The organism is Desmonostoc muscorum LEGE 12446, assembly GCF_015207005.2.
In the GTDB taxonomy this organism is placed as follows: Bacteria; Cyanobacteriota; Cyanobacteriia; order Cyanobacteriales; family Nostocaceae; genus Nostoc; species Nostoc muscorum.
The window spans coordinates 4,439,002-4,462,628 of record NZ_JADEXS020000001.1 but is presented as its reverse complement, the minus strand read 5'-3'; the positions used below and the strand labels follow the sequence as shown (position 1 = coordinate 4,462,628).

Genomic DNA, 23,627 nt, shown 5'->3' with positions numbered 1-23,627 from the left:
CTCAAAACTAACAACTATCTAAACTAATTATCCAAACCTATAGCCAAAACCTCTTACAGTCACAATATATTCGGGATGGCTGGGATCTTGCTCTAATTTTTCGCGCAACCAACGGATGTGAACGTCTACGGTTTTGCTATCCCCCACAAAATCTGGACCCCAAACCTGGTCTAGCAATTGTTCCCGCGACCACACCCGACGGGCGTAACTCATAAACAGTTCCAGCAGGCGAAACTCTTTCGGAGAAAGACTCACCTCTTGACCGCGAACCAGCACGCGACATTCTTGAGGATTTAAGGTCACATCCTTAAATTTTAATACTGGTAGTTGTGGCAAATTACTTAAGCGTTGACGCCGCAGTAAAGCCCGACAACGAGCCACTAACTCGCGCATACTGAAGGGTTTGGTTAGGTAGTCATCTGCTCCTACTTCTAACCCCAAAACGCGATCGGTTTCGCTACCCTTAGCACTGAGCATTAAAATCGGTACTGGGTTTCCTTGGTGACGTAGTAAACGGCAAATATCTAAACCATTGATCTGAGGCAGCATCAAATCAAGGATGATCAAGTCAAAGGGAAGTTCCCCTGAGTTGGTTTCAAAACTTTTGAGATACTCTACAGCAGACCGCCCATCGGGGGCAGTTATCACCCCGTAACCCTCCTCTTCCAGGGCTACAACGAGCATTTCCTGGATTAATTCTTCATCTTCTACTACCAAAATCCGGCTGGTTTGTCCAATGTCCGTTCTGGCAGAATACTTGGTCGATTCAGTGGTATACATTGATATCACAAGAGTCTAGGACTGTCCTTGTATCAATTAGGATGATCACATCTATTATCTAGCCTGAGTGCAACCGCGCTTCTACTAGGGTTAATTCTTTTAGATTTCCTTTACAAAAGGTTACATATGTCACAGCGCCCTATTAAGAATTATAAAGCGCTGTGGCTGAAAGATGCCACATAGTCTTTTTAGTGAAATCTCTGAAATTTTCTCTTGACAAGGGTAAATTGGGTTGGGTATATTTATTAGTACAAAAATACTACAAAACCCCAAAGGGAAAAATATACTTAGGAAAACAGAAAGAGACAACTGTGGATAACTCGTACTATCCTCAGTATCGGATGTTGATTATTTCAGTGTTTACACTGCACTATAAATATGATGTAAAGGCTACTCTGATGTCTGCATAGGGTAGTCATTGGTATGGCTTGCTACCCGATAAATTATTGCCTATTGAACGGAGTTGGAATATGACTACAGTTGGGGTCAAGGACAGCAAACAACAACTAATGCAAGCATTTCAACAAATTCTTATCCAAAGGAAAAAGCTGGAATTTAAAATAGCAACCAAACAAGAAGAAGCAGAAAAAGCCAAAAGCCAAGAAATTCTGCAAGCAGCTTCGGCATATACAGTTGATAGTATTGTCAAAGGTTTAGCCGATTTACAATTAGAGTTTGGCAGTATTCTCAATGGATTATCTGAAAAACTAGCTCAAGAAAACTCCAAGTTAGATGAACTCAATCAAGCAATAGAAATTGAAACTCAACGTCTACAGGAGCTTCAGCAAATTAGAGTTGTCGCTGATACTCTAGATATTTTAAGTCAAGAACATCAAGAAAAACTCAAAACCCTAGAACAAGATACTATTAGCAAAAAGGAAGCTTTAGAAAAAGAAATTACAGTCAGGCGGAAAGAATGGCAAAAAGAGCAAGCAGAGTATGAAGAAAAACTCCAAGCATATAATGATTTATTAGCCAAAGACCGCCAGCAAGAAGAAGAAGAATATCAATATAAATTAGAAACAACTCGTAAGCTGAATACAGACAGCTACGAAGCAATCAAGCGTCAACAAGAAAGGGAAATACAAGAAAATTCTCAAAAGAAAGAGAAAGACTGGACTGAACGAGAAAAAATACTCACTCAACATCAACCGCTATTTGCGGATTATCAACAAAAAGTGACCACATTTCCTAACGAACTAGAAGAAGCCGTTAAGAAAGCCAGAGAAGAAGCAATTAAAGAAACCAGCCAAAAAGCTAAAATTGAGGCTGATTTGTTTGAGAAAGAATGGGAATCTACAAAACAGAGTTACGAATTAAAAATTCAATCCCTGGAAGAAACAATCAAAAAACAAACTGAGCAAATAGAAGGGATTTCTACTCAATTGCAAACTGCATTAAAACAAGCGCAAGACTTAGCTATGAGGGCTTTTGGTAGTTCTAGCCCCAAATAGTTATTAGTCTGTAGCGTCTTAATCATTTTGAATTTTCAATTCCTGAAGAGGAGGTTTGTTGTAGTGGTGAAAAAACCGACTGAGAAGAATACTAAAGTAGAAATTCTTCAGGCGTATGAGGAGTTAGCTAAAGAACAAGCAGCGCTAAAATCGCAACTCGATAAAGTTGCTAAAGAAAGCCAGCCTGTAACCAAAGAACAGCCTAAAATAGAACAAAAAACACCTATGAATCAGCTTTCTAGTGTCCAACAAAAGATGAATAATACAATTGAAAGCTTAGCTAAAATTCAATTAGGTTTTGGTAGCGCTGCTAATGAATTGTCCGAACAATTGACAACCAAAGCTTCTAAATTAGAAGAAATCAGGCAAACTTTAGAGGAAGAAATTCAACAATTAAAACAGTTGCATAATTTAGAAATTTCTGATGATATCTTGGATACTCTGATCCAAGCGTATGAAGATAATTCTAAAGCTTATCAAGATGAGTATAGCCAGCGTTCTGAAATGTTATTGCAAGAAATTCTAGATCAAAGAAATACTTGGGGAAAAGAACAAGAAGAACATCAACGGGCGATAAAAGAACGGAATGAAAGCCTGAATAAAACTCGCCAACGCGATGCATCAGAGTATAAGTATAATTTAGAACTCCAGCGGCAACTAGACACTGGTGAATACGAACAAGGGCAGAAAGTATTATATAAACAACTAGAGGAATTACTCCAAGAAATAGAAAAACAGTGGGACGAACGGGAGAAAGCAATTTCTGAACGAGAAAAACAATTTGAAGAATTGAAGGCTAAGGTAGAAGCTTTTCCGAAAGACAAAGAAGCAGCCATCAAAAAAGCTACAGAAGAAGGCAAAGGCATCGCCCACTACCAAGCTAAAGTCAAATCAGACTTATATTCTAAAGAAGTAGAAGGGCAAAAGCGCTTTTATGAACAAAGACTGCAATCTCTAGAACAGACGATTACTAATCAAGAGACACGCATTCAAAATCTTTCTAAACAACTCGAATCTGCCCTGAAACAAGTTCAAGATTTGGCAGTTAAAGCTATTGAAGGTACTTCCAATGTGAATTCATATCAGGCAATGAAAGAAATAGCTTTAGAACAGGCAAAGAGTCAAGTTAAAAATAAATAAGTAAGAATTCAGAATTCAGAATCCAGAATTCAGAATAATTTGAGGAAATTTAAGAAGCTATGGCAGGATTTTTTAGTCATTCTGGATTCTGACGACTAACGCTTTTATCCTTAGATAATTTATGTGTAGAGGCTTAATTAAATTTAAGTCTCTACAACAAATTTTGACAGTTTTTATTCGGTTTTCTTTGGTTTCTTGATGTCTGGAGGAGGTTGTAGTTTCTTCTTTTTCTTTGTTCCACTAGCCTGTGTTTGATTAAATGCTTGATGAGAATTTTGATCTTGACTAGACATAATACTAAGTTTTGAATTCTACTACTATTTTATCTACATTACGGGTATTGTCGATTACAGAAATCTACTAGAGAAAATTTAAGTTTAAATAAAAATAGATAAATCATAAGCTTATACTTATATTTTTTAATAAAAACATAAAAATTTATTATGTAAATACTTATTTAGTAACAATACATGATGTTGAGTAAAATTTATAACAAAACAAGTGGCTGTAAGAAGAAATTTTAATGACTTAGTGATTAGCCAGACTTGATATTACTTGAGCTGTGCGATCGCGTTCAAATCAGACCATAGCTCATCAAAACTATGGCAAAATGCTGATTAGATAAGGATTTCAATAGCAGTTATTAGTTAGTAGCGATCGCTCTCTTCATTAGACCTCTTGCAAAAGTCCCAAATACGTGGGACAGGTAGGTTAGAGTTGGGTAGCATTGATGACATACGAACAAGTAAAAATCTTAAAGCCAGAAGACTTTAAACGCTTGTGTGGTGTACGACCGGAGACTTTTAACCAGATGCTAGAGGTAGTGCGATAAGCCTAACGGCATGGCTTCGCTTACCGCCAAGCCTTGCAAAACAGAAAACAGGACGGGCCTTGTAAACTCACGTTGGAAGACCAATTGTTGATGACATTGGAGTACTGGAGAGAGTACCGTACCTACTTCCATATAGGTCAATCTTGGGGAGTCAAGGAGTCTACAGCTTACCGAATTATCCGAAAAATAGAAGATACACTGACCTATTTCTAGGGCGTTCACACTTCCAGGGAAGAAAAAATTGGCTAGTTCTAATTATCAGCTAGAAGTAGTAGTGGTTGATGTTACAGAAAGTCCCATTGAACCAGGGCTATTTCATTCTAAATGTAGACGCAATATGGTAGAATTCATCGCCAGCTCTACTTCAAGTATCTACTACCGTGTCTGAAATCGAAATTATCAAAGCTTTTGCAGGTCTAGAAGACCCCCGTCGCCGCGCCGGACAGCGACATACTCTACCATTATGTCTTGCGCTGTTCACATTGGCGATCGCCGCAGGCAATAAAGGATTTCTAGCAATTGGAGATTGGATTTCAAGCTACCGTGAGGAGTTGATAGACCTCTTGAAACCGACAAAGAATAGGCTTCCTTCTTACAGTACAGTCCGTCGTAATTTATTACACATAAATTACGAAGAGTATTCCGTATGCCTTGCGAATTTCTTTGACATCAAACCACTGCCTGGAGAAACTGTTGGTATGGATGGTAAAGTCCTCAAAGGCTCATATCAAGTAGAAAATGATAATCCACATTCTGATTCCCACCCAGCAATTATGTTGGTCAGTGCTTACCTTGTAGAGCGAGGATTGATTTTAGAACCGTTTGAAGTTGATGCCAAAACCAACGAAATAAAAGCATTACCTGAGTTGATTGAGAAACTGGCTCTCAGGGGAGTAGTTTTTGCCTTTGATGCTATTAATACACAAAAAAAACTTGTGAGTTGATTATCAACAGTGGCAATGATTATATTGCTGCCTTGAAAGGGAATCAACCTAGTTTATTCAAAGATATCAAAACTAATTTTACACCGGAATTTTCTTTTGAGCAGATAAATAAAGGTCATGGTCGAATCGAAAAGCGACATGTCAGTATTTGTCAAAATCTTGATGGTATTCGTCCTTGGCCTGGACTTACCACTTTGATTCAAGTCAAATCAGAACGTCAGGTTTTCACACACAATGTAATTGAAGTAACTACTGAGACTCGTTATTACATTTCATCTCTAACTGAAACGGCTCAACAAATAGCTGAACGAATCAGAGGATATTGGGGTGTTGAGAATAAAGTTCATTACGTTCGGGACGTTACCCAAGGTGAAGATGCATCCCGAATTCGCACTACACCCTTACCTCAGATTTTTGCGCTCACTCGCAATTTTTCACTCAATTTATACCGAAACAATATGTTTAAAAATATGGCACAAGCTCAACGTTTATGTTCTTTTGGACTAGACACACTCAAGCAGCTTTTTAGAATGAAATAGCCCTGCCCATTGAACGTCCTAAAAAAAACAAAAAAAGTTTGATAGTGGAAAAAAGAAACAGCATACACTTAAGTCACAAGTAGTGGTAGACCAAGCAAATGGTAAAATCATCTGCACCGCTCATGGTAAGGGTAGAGAACATGATTTTCGGATATTTAAAAATAGTCAAGTTAGGCTGAGAGAAGATATAGAGTGTTTGGGTAATAAAGGTTATCAAGGTATTCAAAAACTGCATAACAATAGTCGGATTTCCAAGAAAAAACCTAGAGGAGGTAAATTAAGTTATGAGGATAAAAAGAGCAATCAAGAATTAGCCAGAATTAGAGTTTTAGGTGAGCATGTAAATCGGAAGTTAAAGGTGTTTAAAATTTTGTCCCTTACTTATAGAAATCGCCGAAAAAGATTTAGTTTAAGGTTTAATCTGATTGCTGCTCTCTACAATTATGAGCTTTGTCTCCCCAAAATTAAATCTTCCTGAGCGACTTTTGCAAGAGGTCTATTGTTGATGCTATTTGAGCTAAACGGCACTTTTCAAAACCGCGATTAACTCATCTGTTTCGATTCAAACCAGAAAAAGAACAAGCTATTCAACTTGGTATTCTTGCTCTTACCGAAGCTCCAGCAGTCGATGTCAAGATTACAATCTCGTCTCCACCTCAGATGATGAATAACTATGAAAAACTTTTTCCGCTAAAACTATCTCTAATTGATCGCCAGAACCCTTTCTTCTTTGATGTAGCAACTTTTTTTAAAGCAGAAGAGCGATTTGGAAAAGATATTCGTCTTGAAGTAGAGTACTACGATCTTTCTGCAAAACGTTATATTTATCAAACACCAATTGAAGTTGTTGGCTCAGTTCCACCAATTACGATCGGAAACGATAATCCTGAAAAAATGGTACGGACACTCGAAAAAATCGAGAAGACGCTTTCAGGGTTAAGAGTTTCACGTGAGAGTGTCGTTAAGCCCAGCCTTCTGTTGCCCAAACAATCAGGCAGCGTATTATCGTCGATTGAAAAACTAATTCCAGAGCTTATAGCAGATATTAAAAATGACTTGTGTGAGTATCCATTTATTCGTGAATTTGTAATTCTAAGCAATAAATGGGTTTATTATTCAGACCCTAATAACAACATGGTTCTCGCTTACTATTTTGAAGATCACTCTCATTTGAGAAATAAATTACGAATTCTAGAGAATTACGGACTGATTTACGAAATTACTTATAATGATGTTGCTCGTTTTGTTATTTCAGAAGAGCTTGCTGCATATTTGACAAGCGATACTCAACCAGACTAAGTGAACATTGAACCTCATCAGATGCTCAATGAAAGGGACTGTGATCATGAATTCCTCGTGATTTCTCAGCCTCCCAGTCATGGCGACAGGATTTTGAGCGATATTATTGAATCTAGCCCTAGTTGAGTTGAGGTATCCGACCATGACAGCCTCAGTAGAGTATATCCCCGTTACCCCAATTGAATATCCAGATGAGGATGGTAAGCCAATGGCTGAAGGTGATATCCAGTGCAGTTACTTGATTTATGCAAGAAGTGCGCTGCGGATTTATTTCCGAAATCTTCCAAATGTCTACGTGGCTGGTAATTTATTTATCTATTACGAAAAAGGTAATCCAGAATCAGTTGTCGCACCAGATGTATTTGTGGTCTTTGGAGTAGAAAACCGCGATCGCGGTTCTTACAAAACCTGGGAAGAAAATGATAAAACCCCAGATTTTGTTCTAGAGATTACCTCAAAAACCACCCGCAGCAAAGACCAAGGTGCAAAGAAAGGAATCTACGCCTTTCTGGGGGTGCGTGAATATTTCCAGTATGATCCTACGGGCGATTATCTTAATCCCCAACTCCAAGGTTTACGCTTGGTTGAAGACAATTATTTTCCAGTGCCAACCAATAGCTTATCAAATGATACCGTATCCCTACCCAGTGAAGTTTTAGGGCTTGAGTTGCGTTTACAAGAGGGAAAATTGCGTTTTTACAATCCAGCTACAGATCAAATACTTCTAACTCACGAAGAAGAAGTAGCTGTAAGACAAGCCGCAGAAGAAAAGGCACAAAGATTAGCTGCTAAACTCCGAGAATTAAATATTGATCCAGATAGCCTCTAACAGAATAGTTTGGCGTTATTCCTGTCCTACTCTTAAGTGAGTAGGGTTTTTTTTGCATAACTTTTGATGCTTCACCGCTGTTCAGTGTGGAATACCCTACCTCGCTCATCGGTCAGCACACCATAGGGGTATGTTGCAAGTTTTATATCAATGACGTTATATTTATTTACATAAAGTTACAAAACTTAAAACAGAGGTTTTGCGATGACTATCTTAATTGCATTAGTAGTTGTGGGTTGGGTAGCTGCTTCAGTTTTAGGCTCTTTGGCTTATTTCCTGGGAGAACAGAGCAAGCCTATCCACGAGCGTAACTGGCGTTCTGAGTCTTTTGAAAAGTTGGCTAAATCTTTCACTGGCCTGGATATAGACTACACAAATCGCACTCCTGCATATGCGATAGATGCTTACGCCAGCCGCAACCTGCCCCAATAGCAATAAAGGCAGCTTAGTAGAATGTCGATAAAATATTAGGGTGGGTGTTATTTACCCACCCTACTCTTGCTTACTTAACTTGGATAAGAATTTCAAAGTTCTCCGTTAATCTTGCGCCTGATGATTTCCATCTGGGCTTGCATATCGGCTTCTGTTAAAGGCATAGGATAGCCTTTAGAGTTTGGATCACGTTTGCTCATCAAAAAACGTAGAGCTTCAATGTCTTCGCGGTTTTCCACTACATAAGCTCTCAATTGTTGAAAACTCATTTGCTCATAATTCGGGTTCATTGACAAAATCCCAGATACCATTACTCAATACAATGATTTGGAGTTCGTCTCCAGCTAAGATGTAAACCTGTCCTGTTCTGTCGTCAAATCGAAATAAGCGGATATCTTTATACGGATTTGATAACATTTGACAAACCCGTACACAGGCTAAGGCTTGCTCTATTGTTGGTAAAATAAACACTCCTCACTACTAATATAAGGCGGGCATTGCCCACCCTATTACTACAACGGACGGTAGACGCGATAGTTGATGTTGGGGAAAATATTATCCATCACCTCGACTTTTTCGAGCCAACCGCTATCAATTTTGCCAATTTTCACGTCTTCGTAGAGCTTATTGAAGCGCATCAGGTGCGATCGCGTCCGTCTCACTGCATAGGGTACCATCGTTCCCGTCCGCATAATAAAAGCCCAGTCAGAAGATTGTGCCAACAATAACTCCCGTGCTGCTTGATTTAATGCTCGCCAGCCCAGTTCATCCTCCGGTTCCAACTGGGATATTTCAATCATTCGCTCAGCAGCTTTGTGCAAGTGTGGGTAAATCCAGGCGTTTGTTTCGTTCAACCAATACTCGTGGAAACCTTTGAAACCCCAACTTGATTGGGAAGGACGACAGACTTGCTGCACTGGATGCGATCGCAGATAATCTCCCAAGTGCGTCATTGCATAGGTTCCTTGGTCATACCATGACTTGCGGAACAGGAAATCAATGAACCAAGGACCCTCATACCACCAATGTCCAAATAATTCCGCGTCATAGGGTGAAACGATAATCGGCGGGCGCTGCATTATACCATAAAGATGTTCAGATTGCCGCTCTCGATTATACATAAAGTTAGCAGCGTGTTCTGCGGCCTTTTCCTTAGCCCAATAAGGATCGTAGAGTGCTTTATCTGACAACCCTAAACCACGTCCAGTAATTTTGTGATATTTAATGCCCGTGTTTTTTCGCTGACCATTGGGCATAATGTAGGGCTTGATGTACTCATATTCTGCTTCCCAGCCCAAATCTTTATAAAATTCTCGATATTCCGCCGCTCCAGGATAGCCAACTTCAGAAGACCATACCTGTTGAGATGATTCATGATCTCGGCCAAAGGCAGCAACACCAGTTTCAGTGAAAATAGGTGCATAGGTGCCAAAACGGGGACGTGGGCGGGCGTAAAGAATGCCATGTCCGTCGGTAAGGAAGTAGCGTAATCCAGCATCTGCTAGCATCCGGTCTACACCTTCATAGTAAGCACATTCAGGTAACCAAATACCTCTCGGTGCTTGTCCAAAAGTTTCCTCGTAGTGTTCACAAGCTACCTGAATTTGCGCCCACACTGCTTGTGGATACATTTTCATCAACGGCAAGTAGCCGTGGGTAGCACCGCAAGTGATAATTTCCAGGTTATTACTATCTTGGAACTGCTTAAAAGCCGTCACCAAGTCACCGTTGTAGCGTTCCCATATTTGACGTGCTTCGTTAAATTCAGCAGCATAATGTTCTGCTAAATAACGAATATGTCCGTTGTGGACGTTACGCTCAGCCTCCAGTTCTATAAGTTCTTCTAGTTGCCCTAAGTGGGCGTCATAGCGCTCTTGCAGCAGGGGGTCACGAAGCATCGACACTAGAGGTGGTGTCATACTCATCGTGATTTTAAAGTCGATACCGTCTCGCTTTAAGCCTTCAAATACTTTTAATAAAGGGATGTAGGTTTCTGTGATGGCTTCATAGAGCCATTCTTCCTCCAGCACATAGTCACTTTCCGGGTGACGAACGAAGGGTAGATGTGCATGAAGGACAAGCGCGACATAGCCAATAGCCATAGTGATTTTGGGGTGATACTTGTAAGTTGAAGGTCGAGAGGTTGGGCTGAAATTAACAATATTTTAAGACTTTATGGGGATCTAAGAATACTTAATGATTTTTTCTCAATCTATGGGGTCAGTAGATCGCCAAGTTTTTTTCAGTCTCGCTATCTGGACATTTCGGCAAAATCCCAGGCGTCACCAAAGTACTACTAAATTTTAGATTACGGTCGATATCGCTAGTTGTGCTTACCCTTCAAAGAAATATAGGACTTACGCATTCACATCAAGGTGGATTCTGGATCAGCTTGTTGCTGAAGTTAAGTTTGAAGAGCGATGTCTAGGTTGGGCTACGCCTACGCCAGAATTATACAAAAAAGCGCTGAACTCTAACCCTAAAACCTGGCAAAAGTGGCGATGTGATTTCGTCATCAGCCAGCAAGGTTTCTATCAGTTTTAATTGGGCGCTTTCTCTGCGATAAACTTCTAGCTGTTGTAATTGCCAATTTGCAATCCAATATTCTTGGACTCCTGTGGATGAGTATAGTTTCAGCTTGGCTTCTCGGTCTCGACGTTCGTTGATTGTCCCAGGAGAAAGCACTTCCACAATCAGTTCTGGCGCTCCTCTCAAATGTCCTTCGTCATCTAGTAATTGTGCTAAACGCTCATTACCGATCCAAACCACATCGGGTATGACATTATCAGCATTTGTAAAAATTATCCCAGGAGTTGCAATAGGTTCACCTAGTTTACTCAAGCGAGACCAAATTTCTAATTCAAAATAAACATTACCACCAGTTCGCTGATGTCTCCAGTGAGGCGCTCTCGTCACAAATAGTTCTCCGTCAACAATTTCATAGCGCTTCCATTCGTCAGTTGCGAGTAATTCTAAGTCTGAGGTTGTCCAACGGACTCCATCGGATATTGTTTGGTTCATAGGACTATCTTTCCATGTCTACTTGAGAAATGAAATTCTATTTTGAGAATATTTACTCAGGGTCAATACCTGCGGCTCGCAAGCGTTCTGCCAACATTGCAGCCCGTTGACGTTCTTCTTCTAGTTGTTGGTTTATTTGCTCTAACTGTTGATTTGCTTGCTGTAACTGTTGATTTGCTTCTTCCTCTGGTAACATCACCAGCTGTCCATCTGGTGTAAAAAAGCGTAATTTGCCCAAATATACTGCTAAATACAGCCCTAATTGTTGACTCCACAACCAACCTGACTCAGTAGGTACAAGATCTTGATATTGTCCATCAAGTAAGTGAAATCCCTGAAATTCTAGGTTATTTGGGTCAAACCAAAAGTAATCCGGAGTACGAAATGTATTCTGGTAAATTTGCTTTTTCAAACCTTTATCAACCGAGGCAGTGGAATCAGATAACATCTCAATAATCACATTGGGATATTTGCCGTCTTCTTGCCACACAACCCAGCTTTTGCGGTCTTTTTTTTCTGTATCTAAAACCAGAAAGAAATCAGGGCCTCGAAATTCTTCTGACTTTTTCTGATTAGGACTGAAATAGATAGTCAGGTTGCCGGTAGCATAAAAATCCTGACGATCGCGCCACCACCACTTAATCAAGCGAATCAGTAAATCGATTTGTTCGCGGTGTAAATCGGATTCCAAGGGGGGTTCGTCACTGTAAATATCACCTGGTGGGAAAATTATACTCTCAGTGACATCTTTTACACTAGGGGTGGTGGCAAGGGGCTGAGACATACAACAACAGAATCTTTCTATTTCTATCTATGCTATCGTGACGGCTTGTTCTCCTATTCTTCGCTTTCTTGATACAGCTGTTGCAAGTCCTGTAACTGAGTCTTTCGGGAAACACGACGATATTTTTTACTTTCTAACTTGGGTTCGTATTGACTCTGCCCTTTGCCTTTACTTTTTAACTTGAGAGTGGATTCCGGATCGGCTTGTTGGTGGAGTTGTGTTTGACGAGCGATCGCTGCATCCAAAAATTCCAAATAATGTTCGTATCGTTCCCATTTTCCGCGCACTGCACACTCAGGTTCATCTCGGTGCAGACAATCATTAAATCGACAGCTAGCAACTGCTAACCGCTTTCTTGCTTCTGGGAAATAATCTATTAATTCTTCTGGGTTACAATCCATGTCAGGCTGATTAAAACCTGGAGTATCTGCAAGCATTCCACCGCTAGGCAATTCAAATAATTCTACATGGCGGGTGGTATGACGACCACGAGCCAATTTACCAGAAACCTCCGCCACTCGCAGGTTAGCATTGGGAATTAGCCCATTAATCAGGCTAGATTTGCCCACGCCGGAAGCTCCAGCAATGACAGTAATTTTATTACTTAGATGGGTCGCAGCTTGGTCAATATTTATACTATTTTTGACGCTGATAAATAACGGTCGATAACCCCAACCGAGTAGGCGATCGCTAATTTGTTGCTGTTCCTGTGGTGAAATTAAATCACTTTTATTCAAGCATAAAAGCACATCCAAGCCAGTAGACTCAGCCTTAATCAGAAACCGACTCAATTGATAAGGTTCCAAAGGTGGATCGGCAACAGCAAACACCAAGAGGATTTGGTTGACATTGGCGATCGCAGGACGATCTAATTCACTTTGGCGGGGTAAAACCTCAGCGATCGCTCCCCGTCCTCCAGCCCAATCTGGCTCCTCTACAACAACGCGATCGCCCACCATCACCTGTTGTCCGATTTTTTTCAGCCGTGTTCTGCGAGTACAGAGCAGGAGAAGGGGATGAGGAGGATGAGGAGGATGAGGGAGATTTTGCTCCCCCATCTCCCTCATCCCCCTCATCTCCCCATCCTCTTGATCCAGCTGTACCCGATAAAAATTAGCCTGCACGGCCACCACAGTACCCAATAACTGTCCAGTTGCGGTAAAACTTTCCGCTATCATTTGTTGTTAACTGGACGGCGCACTAACAGAGAAAAATAACTACTACAGTCTGTAATTTTTTCCACCTGATAACCTGCCATTGTCAAACTATCGGGAACCTGCTCAATTGGCTCTCCTGGGTCTAGCCAGACTTCTAGCAAACCTCCCAGTGGCATTTTCTCTAAACGTAGTTTTGTCCGCACGAAATTTATTGGGCAAGGGGTGCCGCGTAAATCAAGCTGAGCATCGGGAGTTGAAATAGAAGAGGACTTCATTACTTAAACAAATTTCCCAAGAATCCTTCAAGACCGCCTTTACCAGTGCGATCTCCTTTAATTTTAGCCAGCTTCTCCAACAGTTCCCTCTCCTCTGGGGCTATCTTGTTGGGAATATCAATTAATACGGTCAGCATATGATCGCCGCGACTAACGGGATTTCCCAATCTGGGTACGCCGCGATTTTCCAATTTCATCACCGTATTCGGCTGGGTTCCCGCAGGAATGATTAGTTCCACTGGTCCATCTACCGTATCGACCTCTAACCGACAACCTAAAATTGCTTGCAAGTAGCTAATTTTGATTTCCGAGAGAATATTGATGCCATCCCGTTGGAATTCCGCATCCTCATTGACGAACAAGTAAACGTACAAATCCCCAGGAGGACCGCCGCGTTGACCGGCATCCCCTTCATTGGAAATCCGCAAGCGTGTACCATTATCTACCCCAGCGGGAATGGTAATTTTGAGTTTTTTTGTTACTTGATTTGCGCCCTTCCCATCACACGCATCACACTTATCTTCAATTACCATGCCTGTGCCATTACAAGTGGGACAAGTCGAGACTTGTGTGAAACTACCGAAGGGTGTTCTCGTAACACGACGAACTTGACCCGAACCGCTACAAGTTGAACAAGTACGCGGACGTGTTCCTGGTTTAGCACCAGAACCATTACAAACTTCACAATTTTCTAAATGCGAAATGCGGATTTCTTTTTCACCGCCAAATACTGCTTCCCGGAAATCTAACTTTAGGTCTAGCCGCAGGTCATCACCTCGCGCAGGGCCGCTGCGGCGTCTTTGTTGTTGCGCTGGACCACCCATACCCCCAGCAAAGCCGCTAAAAATACTTTCAAAGATGTCGGCGAAGCCACCCATATCACCAATATCTTGGAAGCCCGCACCAGCTCCGCTTGATACGCCCTCTGGACCAAAGCGATCGTAACGAGCCCGGATTTCTGGTTCCGAGAGTACTTCATAAGCGCGGTTAATTTCTTTAAAGCGCTCTTCCGCTCCCGGTTCTTTGTTCACGTCTGGGTGATACTTCCGGGCTAAACGGCGATAGGCTTGTTTGATTTCTTCTTTGTCGGCGTCACGAGAGACACCCAGGATTTCATAATAGTCGCGGGCCATATAGCAAAGGTAAAAGTTAGAAGGAACAAAGCAGGAGGCAGTAGAACATTACGGTTACTTCCTACCCTACAAAAAGGCGTTTTACCTAGAAAACGTCTTTGGGAGGGCGGCTTGCCGGAGGACAGGCAGAAGATAAAATAAATTTTTGTTAATAACTGATTTTACCCTTTACCTTTTACAAAAATCACCGACAAATTTTAAGCAACAGGTGCTTTCCTCGTGGGAGACGACAAAAGTTGCAGAAGTAGTTACAAACAAAGGAAACCTCTGTTCGGACTTCTCACTGCTGAATTTGCTGTCTCTTTTACAATTGTGCTACGTAGGAGAGGAAAACCCCGCCCATCAACCAGAGGGGCTAGCCGCACCATCAGGTGTGGAAAACCACCCATATGCTTTGGATCGCATCTCAACTAGCACACCGTTTAGCCCACAGTAATTTGCTTCTACAATCTAGCAAACCGCTGGGGTCTTGTGAAACTTCGCTAAATTTAGCATCAATATATTTAGATATATTAAAGTGTTTTAACAAAAATCTCAAAAATGGGGATTAGGGACTGGGGATTAGGGACTGGGGATTAGGGATTGGATTCCAGCGAATCTTCCGCACCCAATCCCCAGTACCCAGTACCCAATCCCCAGTCCCCAGTCCCCAGTCCCCAGTCCCCAATCCCCAATCCCTAATCTATCGCCTCATAATCAGCTTGTGCAGTACTTTCTTCGTCAAAATCAAAGTTGAATTGGGGTATGAGTGTGCCATTCATAGCTGAGTCTAGTTCTGGGGTAAAAGCGCCAACCGAAACTTCCTCAATTTCATCGGTTTGGCTGTTTGCTCGGTTGTAGACATCGGCACCAATGGCAAATAGGGTTTGTTGGAAGTCGTCTAAGCGCTGCCTAAATTCTGTTGTGGAGATGCTGGAGTCAGTCATTGCTGCTTGGAGTTGTGAAACTTTTTCACTAGCCAAGGTTTTCATCTGATCGCCGATAAAGTTGCCATTATCCTTGATGGTGGATTCGTAACTGAACAACAGATTATCTGCTTGGTTTCTGAGTTCAACGAGTTCTTTACGTCTTCTGTCTTCTTCGGCGAACAATTCAGCCTCTTGGCGCATCCGTTCGACTTCGTTGGTACTTAAACCACCTGTATTGGTAATCCTGATACTTTGTTCTCTGCCTGTACCTTTGTCTTGGGCAGCAACCTTAAGGATGCCGTTAACATCAATTTCAAAAGATACTTCAATTTGCGGTACACCACGGGGGGATGGGGGAATTCCTGCTAAGAGAAACTTGCCGAGACTCTTGTTATCTCGTGCCATTGCGCGTTCACCTTGGAGGACGTGAATTTCCACCGAGGTTTGCCCATCAACTGCTGTGGAAAATATTTGTGACTTACTAGTGGGAATTGTGGTGTTGCGTTCAATGATTTTGGTGAACACTTCACCCAAGGTTTCAATCCCTAAAGACAAGGGGGTGACATCCAATAGTAAGAGATTATCGACTTCGCCACCCAAAACCCCTGCTTGGATAGCAGCTCCTAGTGCTACAGCTTCATCAGGATTGATAGAGCGATCGGGAGCTTTGCCATTGAAAAACTTGATCAGCGCGTTTTGGACTGCGGGAATCCGGGTAGAACCACCTACCAAAATAATCCGATCTATGTTTTGCGGTTTGAGAGCTGCGTCTTTGAGGGCTTGGATCATCGGTTCGATGGTAGCTTCGATTAATTGCCCTGAAAGTTCTTCAAATTTAGAGCGGCTGAGTTCCATCTCCAGATGTTTGGGGCCGCTGTCATCGGCGGTGATAAACGGCAAGTTGATGGAGGTATTCACCATACTCGATAGTTCAATTTTTGCCTTTTCCGCTGCTTCCCGCAGGCGTTGGAGTGCCATTTTATCTTGGGAAAGGTCGATTTTTTCCTGTTGCTGGAAGCGTTCCATCATCCAACGCACGATCGCATTATCAAAGTCGTCTCCACCCAAGTGGTTGTTACCACAAGTAGCCTTAACTTCAAAAACACCATCCCCAAGTTGCAGAATCGACACGTCGAAGGTACCTCCTCCCAAGTCGAAGACTAAAATTAACTGTTCTTGCTCTTGTTTATCTAATCCGAAAGCTAAAGCCGCAGCCGTTGGTTCATTGATAATTCGCAGGACTTCGAGTCCGGCAATAGTGCCAGCATCTTTAGTGGCTTGTCTTTGGGCATCTGTGAAATATGCTGGTACGGTGATCACTGCCTGAGTGACAGTTTCACCCAAGAAATTTTCCGCATCCTGCTTCAGCTTTTGCAGGATCATGGCAGATATTTCTTGTGGCGTGAAATTTTTTGAGCGAATTTGAACATCAACGGTATCATCTCGACCTTTGACGCAGTTGTAGGGCACGCGATTGCGTTCCACTTCAGTATCTTCCCAACGCCTACCGATGAATCGTTTAATACTGTAAATTGTGTTTTCGGCATTGGTTACGGCTTGGCGCTTTGCCAGTTGACCGACCAAGCGATCGCCACTCTTGCCAAATCCCACAATACTTGGAGTAGTTCGTCCACCTTCAGAATTGGAGATCACAAGTGGTTGACCGCCCTCCAAAACTGCGACGCAACTGTTAGTAGTGCCTAAGTCGATCCCAATAACTTTTCCCATACTTTCCAGTATTTTTACTGAGTATTTATGCTGTAATTATGATGTCGCGGACTAACTTGTTTTGCACCGAACCAAGGCTAGCTCAAAACTTCAGCATCTAGAAATGGGGAATAGGGAATAGGGAATAGGGAATAGGGAATAGGGCATTGGGCATTGGTTATTTCTCCCCCTGCCTCCCCTGCCTCCCCTGCCTCTCCTGCTCCCTCATCTCCCTCATTTCCCTCATCTTCCCAATACTCAATAACGATGCTCGCCTCTGCTAGAACCAGGCACTTTTGGTCAGCGAGGCGAGCGGTTACAGTTTAACTGTCGGCTGGACTCGACTGATCTTCTAGTGCAGCAGGTGTATCTTCCTTGGGAGCAGCGACTTTGACCATTGCATGGCGTAGCACGCGATCGCCCAAGTAATATCCGCGCACTAACTCTTCTAACACTGTTCCTTCAGGATGTTCATCCGTAGGTTCCCGCATTACTGCTTCGTGCAGGTTAGGATCGAATTCTTGACCTTCAGGACGCATTGGTGAAACACCCAAACGTTTAAGGGTATCTACTAATTGTTTGTAAACGCCTTGGTAACTTTTATGGATGGTCATTTCGCCATCAGATTGCGGTTTGAGGTGCGATCGCGCCCGCTCAAAGTTATCGACCACTGGTAGCAATTCCAGAATCGTGTTCCGCTTCATCTGGGCTTCTAGTTCTTCTTTTTCTTTGATAGTGCGTTTACGGTAATTCTCAAAATCAGCGGCAATCCGCATATATTGAGTACTACGTTCTTCTAGTTGCACTTTGAGAGACTCGTTTTGTTGAGTCAGTTCTGCCAAAGCTGCCGTTTCCAGTTCAGCTTTCTCGCTTGCAGCGCCGCCATTTTCTTGATTAAGAGTAGCCGTATCCGCCGTTACATTGGTTTGGGCTGCCACTTGCTCAGTAACTTCGCTGCCAGATTCATTGGAATTGATTTGGGCTGGGGAGTCGCTCTTCATTGCTTGCTTTACCTCTGTTGGTTCACCCAATTGCTGGCTTGTATCGTTTATCTGTTTATTTTCATCCATTATTGTCTACTGATTCCAGATGCTTTTTATGGCAGTACATCTCCATAGCTTGCAACCGTCGTCATTCGCGGCTTGCAACTAAGGCTGATTTTATTGCCGACAAGTTCCTGGAGTAATGTCACCGTCATCTTATTGTGACAAATGGTGAACACGCTAGTTGATACGCTTCTAGTGCGGTAACCCGAACGATTGACACTCCTGAGCCGTTATGCTGAGGATTCTTGCTTCACAGGGATTCCGACGAATTTACCCTCAGCAAGCATCTTGACCGTGTGCCCCACGGCTGCAAGTCCCCTCTGGAGAACTACTTGTGCGGCGGCGACATCCCTATGGGTTGTATAGCCGCAATTTGAGCAATTATGAATACGCTCTGACAAATCTTTTTTGCCTGTCACGCTTTGGCAGTTTGGGCAGATTTGGCTTGTTTTACGGCTATCTACTTTTTGAAAATAGACACTACGCTTAAAACAAATCTGATCCAAAATACTGAAGAATTGCCCAAATCCCGCATCTAGACAGTGCTTGCCCAACATTCCACGGGATAGTCCGACAAGGTTTAAGTCCTCAATAAAAACCATCTCAGTATCGTTGCAGATTTGATGAGATAGCTTTGTGTGCCAATCCTTGCGGCAGTTGGCAACGTATTCATACAGTGAAGCAACTTTCCTTTGTGCTTTACGCCAATTGTTCGAGCCTATAGGTTTTCTCTTAACGCGCTGTTGCAGCAATTTAAGCTTGCGTTCGGCATCAACAAAAAACTTTGGACGCTTAACTAAAAGACCATTAGAAGTTGCAACAAAATTAGTTAAACCGACATCAATTCCTACCGCTTCTCCGTGTGGCAACCTTTCTGGTATGGATACATCCCATTGAATAGTTAGCATCACATACCATCCAGAAACTTTTCTTGCCACACGCGCTTGCTTAATTATTCCACCATCAGGAATGCTTCGTGATTGACGCACTTTTACAGCACCAATTACAGGCAATTTTACCTGACTATTGGTTAGCGGATTTTGCCCTAATTGCGGGAAAGAAAAAGACCGCATCCGTCCTGGCTTTTTAAATCTTGGGAACCCATGATTTTGTTCCCACATACTCACAAAAGCCTTTTCAAGTCGCCTCAATGTTTGCTGTAAAGACTGAGCATTAACTCGTTTTAAATATTCATTTTCTTGACGTGCAGCAGTTAAAGATTTGCACTGGCTTGCAAATGTTGGGCGCGGTGCCTCAGCAGGAATGATATAGCAGCTATGGAGGCTACAAGCATTTACCTGACAACTACGGGACTTATACCAGTCCTTGCGTTCAGCTAAAGCATGGTTGTAAACCCGTCTATGAGTTTCTATCCATTCTTCAAACAGTAATATTTGTTTTTGTGTTGGTTTTAGCTTGAATTCGTAAGTCAGGTTAAACACGCTTGTTACCTCCTGACTCTATTTTATCACAATTCTAAAAATCGCTTGCTCGGTTAGTAGAATAAAGTCGCCCGCTTAAGGGCGAGGCTCTAACCCCAGGTTTTCGCTAGCGTAACTCTAGGAGTAAGTATTTTGCAAGAGTGGCGCTGAATCTGATTCACCCCTCATCTGAATTTATGGATCGGGTTTTTAATGAGTTAAGCTGTTAAGCATTTAATTTGCACATTGAGATCGCAGGGGGGCAGGGGGCAGGGAGCAAGGGAGAGGGTTTGCAGCTTTTATTACCATGAAAATGGTGCAATTTAAATGACGATTAGCTTACTACTCAAAATTTAATGATTTCTAAAAAGGTGTTAACTGTTGAGTGTTAACCGTCAACAGTCAACCATCAACATGAAACTCCATTCCCTTGTCCTCTTCTGGTGAGGACTTTTTTTAATGGATGAGAATTCTGTGTCAGATGCTGGGAATACTTTAACCAGAGGTTTCCCCAAATCAATTGCTGATTTATGACTTACTCGTCACCACAACGGCGCAGTACCGCTCTAACTACTAGAACAGAGTTTTCGCCCTTTGGCAACAAGTTAGTGCAGTCTGGCTATGTTAATACCGAACAGATGAGACAGGCGCTAATTGAAAGCCGCAAATCTGGCAGACCGCTAACGGAAGTATTAGAGTCAATTACTGGACAACAATTATCACCTGAGCTGCTCAGGCAATACAAAAAACAACAGCTATTTGAATTAAAAATACTCTACGGAGTTGAATTCCTCGATCCGGAAGTTAACTCCGTTGGTAACACAATGGTGGGAACCCTGATTGATACCCTGATCCCAGTGGATATCTGCCGTCGCCATCGTTTGGTACCACTGTCAAAACACGAAGACCAAACCCCACCCTCAGTTTTAGTGGCGATGGTTGCTCCGGATAATCTGGAGGCTTCCGATGACCTGAATCGCATCTTGCGCCCCCAAGGCTTGGCATTGCAGCGCATGGTGATTACACAGGAGGACTACCAACAGCTAATCAACCAATACTTGGATGATCTGGCTGTGCGGCAAAAGCACCTAGAACGAGAAAACTCTACAGATATTAGTCAGGATTTAGAAAATCTCGGAAATCTCGACATTGAAGATGCCCCTGAGGAGATGGAGGCTGATTTAGGGGCAGCGATGAAGGGTGCTGAAGATGCCCCTGTTATTAACCTTGTCAACAGAATCCTGGCTAAAGCCCTGCATGAAAAAGTTTCCGATATTCATGTGGAACCACAAGAAGAAAACTTACGTATCCGCTTCCGTAAAGATGGAGTGCTGCGTGAAGCTTTCCCCGTGATGCCGAAAAAAATCATTCCAGCGGTGACAGCCCGGTTTAAAATCATCTCCAATCTAGACATTGCCGAGAGGCGTTTACCCCAAGATGGACGTATCCGCCGGATGTTTGAGGGTCGCAAAGTAGACTTCCGTGTAAATACCTTACCCAGTCGCTACGGCGAAAAGGTGGTACTGCGGATTTTGGATAATTCTTCCACCCAACTCGGATTGAATAAGTTAATTACCGATCCAGAGACTTTACATATTGTCCAGGATATGGTAAGCCGTCCCTTTGGTCTGATTTTGGTGACTGGGCCGACTGGTTCCGGTAAAACAACTTCGTTGTATTCGGCACTAGCGGAAAAGAATGACCCCGGAATTAATATCAGTACTGTGGAAGACCCAATTGAATACAGTCTTCCAGGCATTACGCAAGTACAAGTAATTCGGGAAAAAGGGCTGGATTTTGCTACAGCGTTGCGGGCTTTCTTGCGACAAGATCCAGATGTGTTACTGGTGGGTGAAACGCGGGACAAGGAAACGGCAAAAACAGCGATTGAGGCTGCCTTGACTGGTCACTTAGTATTAACCACCTTACATACCAATGATGCCCCAGGAGCGATCGCTCGTTTGGGAGAAATGGGAATTGAGCCTTTCATGGTTTCTAGTTCTTTAATTGGCGTTTTGGCTCAACGTCTGGTGCGGCGGGTATGTTCTGAATGTCGGATTCCTTATACTCCCACAACCGAGGAATTGGCACGTTATGGTCTATCAGCTTCCTCTGAAGTAGATATCACCTTCTACAAAGCTAACACTTTGACATTAGAAGCGATCGCAGAAGCCAAAGCCAAAAATCACCTTTGCCCAGCTTGTAATGGCGTCGGCTACAAAGGGCGTTGTGGTGTTTATGAAGTCATGCGAGTGACCGAAAACCTCCAAACCCTCATCAACGAAGAAGCACCCACGGAACGCATCAAGGAAGTGGCGGTAGAAGAAGGGATGAAAACCTTGCTGGCTTACAGTCTGGACTTAGTACGCCAAGGTTCCACTACTCTCGAAGAAGTAGAACGGGTGACCTTTACAGATACTGGTTTGGAAGCAGAGTTAAAAGCCAAACGCAAGACAGGTCTTACCTGCCGGACTTGTGATGCCACCTTGAAACCTGAATGGCTAGATTGTCCCTACTGTCTGACATCTCGTTTTCAAGATTAGTCATTAGTCATTGGTCATTAGTCATTAGTCATTAGTCATTGGTCGATGGTTAGTAACTTTAAACAACTGACAAAAGACAACTGACAAATGACAAATAACAAACATTAATTAAGGAAGCAAAACTATGGAAATGATGATTGAAGACTTGATGGAGCAGATGATTGAAATGGGAGGTTCGGATATGCATTTATCCGCAGGTTTGCCGCCCTATTTCCGCATCAGTGGCAAACTGACTCCCATCGGTGAAAATATCTTGACGGCAGATCAGTGTCAAAGGCTGATTTTTAGTATGCTCAATAACACCCAACGTAAAACCTTAGAGCAGACCTGGGAATTAGATTGTTCTTATGGTGTTAAAGGTTTGGCTCGTTTCCGGGTGAATGTCTATAAAGATCGTGGTGCTTATGCTGCTTGCTTACGGGCATTAAGTTCTAAAATTCCTAACTTTGAAAAATTAGGTCTGCCAGATATAGTGCGGGAAATGTGCGATAAGCCTAGAGGACTAATTCTGGTAACAGGCCCCACAGGTTCAGGGAAAACAACAACCCTCGCGGCAATGATTGACTTGATTAACCGCACCAAAGCAGAGCATATTTTAACGGTGGAAGATCCAATTGAATTTGTTTACGAACCAATTAAAAGCTTGGTTCACCAACGACAACTGGGAGAAGATACCAAGAGTTTTGCTAATGCTTTGAAAGCAGCCTTGCGGGAAGATCCAGATATTATTCTGGTGGGGGAAATGCGCGATTTGGAAACCATTTCTTTGGCGATTTCTGCTGCGGAAACAGGACACTTGGTATTTGGTACGCTACACACCAGTTCTGCCGCCCAAACTGTTGACCGGATTATCGATGTTTTCCCCCATGAAAGACAAACTCAAGTGCGGGTGCAATTATCAAACTCACTCGTAGCAGTATTTAGCCAAACATTAGTATCTAAGAAAAACCCTAAACCCGGTGAATATGGTCGGGTGATGGCTCAAGAAATTCTGATTGTTACTCCCGCTATTTCTAACTTAATTCGAGAAGGCAAAACCTCGCAAATTTACTCAGCTATTCAAACTGGTGGCAAATTGGGAATGCAAACTCTGGAGAAGGTTTTAGCCGATTTTTACAAAGCAGGAACGATTTCCTTTGAAGCAGCAATGTCTAAGACTTCCAAACCAGATGAAATCCAACGTCTCATCGGTACTTCCACACCACCCCAGGCAGCAGGGGCAAAACCAGGTGTGGCTGCTAAAGCGCATTAGACCAATAGGAGAGATTCGGGAGATGAGGGAGCAGGGGAGGCAGGGGGAGAAATAACCAATGCCCAATGCCCCATACCCCATACCCAATGCCCCATGCCCAATGCCCAATGCCCAATGATTATTTTGAATTG

At 42.7% G+C, this 23,627-nt stretch carries 22 protein-coding genes and 2 pseudogenes; 12 read left to right on the top strand and 12 right to left on the bottom strand.

The window, feature by feature from the left end; genetic code table 11:
- Positions 1-27: 27 nt before the first annotated feature.
- On the bottom strand, positions 28-780 hold the full coding sequence (locus IQ276_RS19125) for a winged helix-turn-helix domain-containing protein (RefSeq protein WP_190876287.1): 753 nt from the start codon (positions 778-780) through the stop codon (positions 28-30).
- Positions 781-1,250: 470 nt separating this feature from the next.
- Here IQ276_RS19125 and IQ276_RS19120 point away from each other — a divergent pair, with 470 nt between their 5' ends.
- The 9 genes and pseudogenes from IQ276_RS19120 to IQ276_RS19080 all read left to right on the top strand — a co-directional run bounded on the left by IQ276_RS19120 (position 1,251) and on the right by IQ276_RS19080 (position 8,249).
- Positions 1,251-2,234: a coiled-coil domain-containing protein gene (locus tag IQ276_RS19120; RefSeq protein WP_193920593.1), complete on the top strand. Its 984-nt coding sequence runs from the start codon at positions 1,251-1,253 to the stop codon at positions 2,232-2,234.
- A gap of 63 nt (positions 2,235-2,297) precedes the next feature.
- Entirely contained in the window at positions 2,298-3,374 is a 1,077-nt protein-coding gene (locus IQ276_RS19115; RefSeq protein ID WP_235115797.1) for a coiled-coil domain-containing protein, read from the top strand.
- A gap of 865 nt (positions 3,375-4,239) precedes the next feature.
- The gene (locus IQ276_RS40985; protein ID WP_373690558.1) at positions 4,240-4,419 is read left to right on the top strand and encodes a helix-turn-helix domain-containing protein; all 180 of its coding nucleotides are present in this window, start codon (positions 4,240-4,242) and stop codon (positions 4,417-4,419) included.
- Positions 4,420-4,447: 28 nt separating this feature from the next.
- Positions 4,448-4,594 (top strand): hypothetical protein, encoded by a 147-nt coding sequence (locus tag IQ276_RS19110; RefSeq protein WP_193920597.1) that lies wholly within the window; start codon positions 4,448-4,450, stop codon positions 4,592-4,594.
- Positions 4,587-5,689: pseudogene (locus tag IQ276_RS40980) on the top strand (ISAs1 family transposase). The gene IQ276_RS19110 and the pseudogene IQ276_RS40980 overlap by 8 nt, the downstream one beginning before the upstream one ends.
- Positions 5,690-5,726: 37 nt before the next feature.
- Positions 5,727-6,167, top strand: a pseudogene (locus IQ276_RS19095) (transposase family protein); the annotation flags it as partial.
- 182 nt (positions 6,168-6,349) lie between these two features.
- Positions 6,350-6,988, top strand: a complete 639-nt coding sequence (locus tag IQ276_RS19090) for a hypothetical protein (protein ID WP_193919220.1) — start codon at positions 6,350-6,352, stop codon at positions 6,986-6,988.
- A 142-nt stretch (positions 6,989-7,130) separates the two neighbouring features.
- On the top strand, positions 7,131-7,817 hold the full coding sequence (locus IQ276_RS19085; protein ID WP_193919218.1) for a Uma2 family endonuclease: 687 nt from the start codon (positions 7,131-7,133) through the stop codon (positions 7,815-7,817).
- A gap of 204 nt (positions 7,818-8,021) precedes the next feature.
- Positions 8,022-8,249: a photosystem II protein, Psb35-related gene (locus tag IQ276_RS19080; RefSeq protein WP_193919216.1), complete on the top strand. Its 228-nt coding sequence runs from the start codon at positions 8,022-8,024 to the stop codon at positions 8,247-8,249.
- 92 nt (positions 8,250-8,341) lie between these two features.
- On the opposite strand, the gene IQ276_RS19075 is transcribed toward IQ276_RS19080, so the two are convergent.
- The 8 genes from IQ276_RS19075 to dnaJ form a co-directional block, all read right to left on the bottom strand.
- Entirely contained in the window at positions 8,342-8,539 is a 198-nt protein-coding gene (locus IQ276_RS19075; RefSeq protein WP_193919215.1) for a DUF6887 family protein, read from the bottom strand.
- On the bottom strand, positions 8,523-8,720 hold the full coding sequence (locus tag IQ276_RS19070) for a DUF6888 family protein (RefSeq protein ID WP_228043218.1): 198 nt from the start codon (positions 8,718-8,720) through the stop codon (positions 8,523-8,525). The genes IQ276_RS19075 and IQ276_RS19070 overlap by 17 nt, the downstream gene beginning before the upstream one ends.
- Before the next feature lie 41 nt (positions 8,721-8,761).
- Complete coding sequence (locus IQ276_RS19065) at positions 8,762-10,351, bottom strand: glycoside hydrolase family 57 protein (protein ID WP_193919213.1); 1,590 nt, start codon at positions 10,349-10,351, stop codon at positions 8,762-8,764.
- A gap of 349 nt (positions 10,352-10,700) precedes the next feature.
- Positions 10,701-11,270 carry a Uma2 family endonuclease gene (locus IQ276_RS19060; protein ID WP_193919211.1) on the bottom strand — a complete coding sequence of 190 codons (570 nt, stop codon included), beginning with the start codon at positions 11,268-11,270 and terminating at the stop codon, positions 10,701-10,703.
- A gap of 52 nt (positions 11,271-11,322) precedes the next feature.
- Complete coding sequence (locus IQ276_RS19055) at positions 11,323-12,054, bottom strand: Uma2 family endonuclease (RefSeq protein ID WP_193919209.1); 732 nt, start codon at positions 12,052-12,054, stop codon at positions 11,323-11,325.
- 53 nt (positions 12,055-12,107) lie between these two features.
- Entirely contained in the window at positions 12,108-13,232 is a 1,125-nt protein-coding gene (gene rsgA, locus IQ276_RS19050) for a small ribosomal subunit biogenesis GTPase RsgA (RefSeq protein ID WP_193919206.1), read from the bottom strand.
- Complete coding sequence (locus tag IQ276_RS19045) at positions 13,229-13,486, bottom strand: sulfurtransferase TusA family protein (RefSeq protein WP_190881091.1); 258 nt, start codon at positions 13,484-13,486, stop codon at positions 13,229-13,231. Before IQ276_RS19045 ends, rsgA begins: the two co-directional genes overlap by 4 nt.
- Positions 13,486-14,619 (bottom strand): molecular chaperone DnaJ, encoded by a 1,134-nt coding sequence (dnaJ, locus tag IQ276_RS19040; RefSeq protein ID WP_073643046.1) that lies wholly within the window; start codon positions 14,617-14,619, stop codon positions 13,486-13,488. The genes IQ276_RS19045 and dnaJ overlap by 1 nt, the downstream gene beginning before the upstream one ends.
- Before the next feature lie 145 nt (positions 14,620-14,764).
- Between dnaJ and IQ276_RS19035 the strand changes: the two genes are divergently transcribed.
- Positions 14,765-15,055 carry a hypothetical protein gene (locus IQ276_RS19035; RefSeq protein WP_193919204.1) on the top strand — a complete coding sequence of 97 codons (291 nt, stop codon included), beginning with the start codon at positions 14,765-14,767 and terminating at the stop codon, positions 15,053-15,055.
- 241 nt (positions 15,056-15,296) lie between these two features.
- Here IQ276_RS19035 and dnaK read toward each other — a convergent pair whose 3' ends face one another.
- The 3 genes from dnaK to IQ276_RS19020 all read right to left on the bottom strand — a co-directional run bounded on the left by dnaK (position 15,297) and on the right by IQ276_RS19020 (position 19,722).
- Positions 15,297-17,255 carry a molecular chaperone DnaK gene (dnaK, locus tag IQ276_RS19030; protein ID WP_193925519.1) on the bottom strand — a complete coding sequence of 653 codons (1,959 nt, stop codon included), beginning with the start codon at positions 17,253-17,255 and terminating at the stop codon, positions 15,297-15,299.
- 302 nt (positions 17,256-17,557) lie between these two features.
- Positions 17,558-18,307: a nucleotide exchange factor GrpE gene (gene grpE, locus IQ276_RS19025; protein ID WP_190881113.1), complete on the bottom strand. Its 750-nt coding sequence runs from the start codon at positions 18,305-18,307 to the stop codon at positions 17,558-17,560.
- 203 nt (positions 18,308-18,510) lie between these two features.
- Entirely contained in the window at positions 18,511-19,722 is a 1,212-nt protein-coding gene (locus IQ276_RS19020; protein ID WP_190881088.1) for an RNA-guided endonuclease InsQ/TnpB family protein, read from the bottom strand.
- Between the two features lie 509 nt (positions 19,723-20,231).
- Between IQ276_RS19020 and IQ276_RS19015 the strand changes: the two genes are divergently transcribed.
- Positions 20,232-22,244 carry a GspE/PulE family protein gene (locus IQ276_RS19015; RefSeq protein WP_190881085.1) on the top strand — a complete coding sequence of 671 codons (2,013 nt, stop codon included), beginning with the start codon at positions 20,232-20,234 and terminating at the stop codon, positions 22,242-22,244.
- A 124-nt stretch (positions 22,245-22,368) separates the two neighbouring features.
- Positions 22,369-23,496 (top strand): type IV pilus twitching motility protein PilT, encoded by a 1,128-nt coding sequence (locus IQ276_RS19010; protein WP_190881084.1) that lies wholly within the window; start codon positions 22,369-22,371, stop codon positions 23,494-23,496.
- The last annotated feature ends 131 nt before the right edge of the window (positions 23,497-23,627 follow it).

What these genes read in the sequence shown, in the direction of transcription:
- dnaJ (WP_073643046.1), bottom strand. Translation starts at nt 14,619, where the DNA reads ATGGCCCGCGACTATTATGAAATCCTGGGTGTCTCTCGTGACGCCGAC.
- IQ276_RS19120 (WP_193920593.1), top strand. Translation starts at nt 1,251, where the DNA reads ATGACTACAGTTGGGGTCAAGGACAGCAAACAACAACTAATGCAAGCA.
- IQ276_RS19055 (WP_193919209.1), bottom strand. Translation starts at nt 12,054, where the DNA reads ATGTCTCAGCCCCTTGCCACCACCCCTAGTGTAAAAGATGTCACTGAG.
- IQ276_RS19045 (WP_190881091.1), bottom strand. Translation starts at nt 13,486, where the DNA reads ATGAAGTCCTCTTCTATTTCAACTCCCGATGCTCAGCTTGATTTACGC.
- IQ276_RS19080 (WP_193919216.1), top strand. Translation starts at nt 8,022, where the DNA reads ATGACTATCTTAATTGCATTAGTAGTTGTGGGTTGGGTAGCTGCTTCA.
- IQ276_RS19065 (WP_193919213.1), bottom strand. Translation starts at nt 10,351, where the DNA reads ATGGCTATTGGCTATGTCGCGCTTGTCCTTCATGCACATCTACCCTTC.
- IQ276_RS19060 (WP_193919211.1), bottom strand. Translation starts at nt 11,270, where the DNA reads ATGAACCAAACAATATCCGATGGAGTCCGTTGGACAACCTCAGACTTA.
- dnaK (WP_193925519.1), bottom strand. Translation starts at nt 17,255, where the DNA reads ATGGGAAAAGTTATTGGGATCGACTTAGGCACTACTAACAGTTGCGTC.
- IQ276_RS19085 (WP_193919218.1), top strand. Translation starts at nt 7,131, where the DNA reads ATGACAGCCTCAGTAGAGTATATCCCCGTTACCCCAATTGAATATCCA.
- IQ276_RS19125 (WP_190876287.1), bottom strand. Translation starts at nt 780, where the DNA reads ATGTATACCACTGAATCGACCAAGTATTCTGCCAGAACGGACATTGGA.
- IQ276_RS19090 (WP_193919220.1), top strand. Translation starts at nt 6,350, where the DNA reads ATGATGAATAACTATGAAAAACTTTTTCCGCTAAAACTATCTCTAATT.
- IQ276_RS19075 (WP_193919215.1), bottom strand. Translation starts at nt 8,539, where the DNA reads ATGAACCCGAATTATGAGCAAATGAGTTTTCAACAATTGAGAGCTTAT.
- rsgA (WP_193919206.1), bottom strand. Translation starts at nt 13,232, where the DNA reads ATGATAGCGGAAAGTTTTACCGCAACTGGACAGTTATTGGGTACTGTG.
- IQ276_RS19010 (WP_190881084.1), top strand. Translation starts at nt 22,369, where the DNA reads ATGGAAATGATGATTGAAGACTTGATGGAGCAGATGATTGAAATGGGA.
- IQ276_RS19015 (WP_190881085.1), top strand. Translation starts at nt 20,232, where the DNA reads ATGACTTACTCGTCACCACAACGGCGCAGTACCGCTCTAACTACTAGA.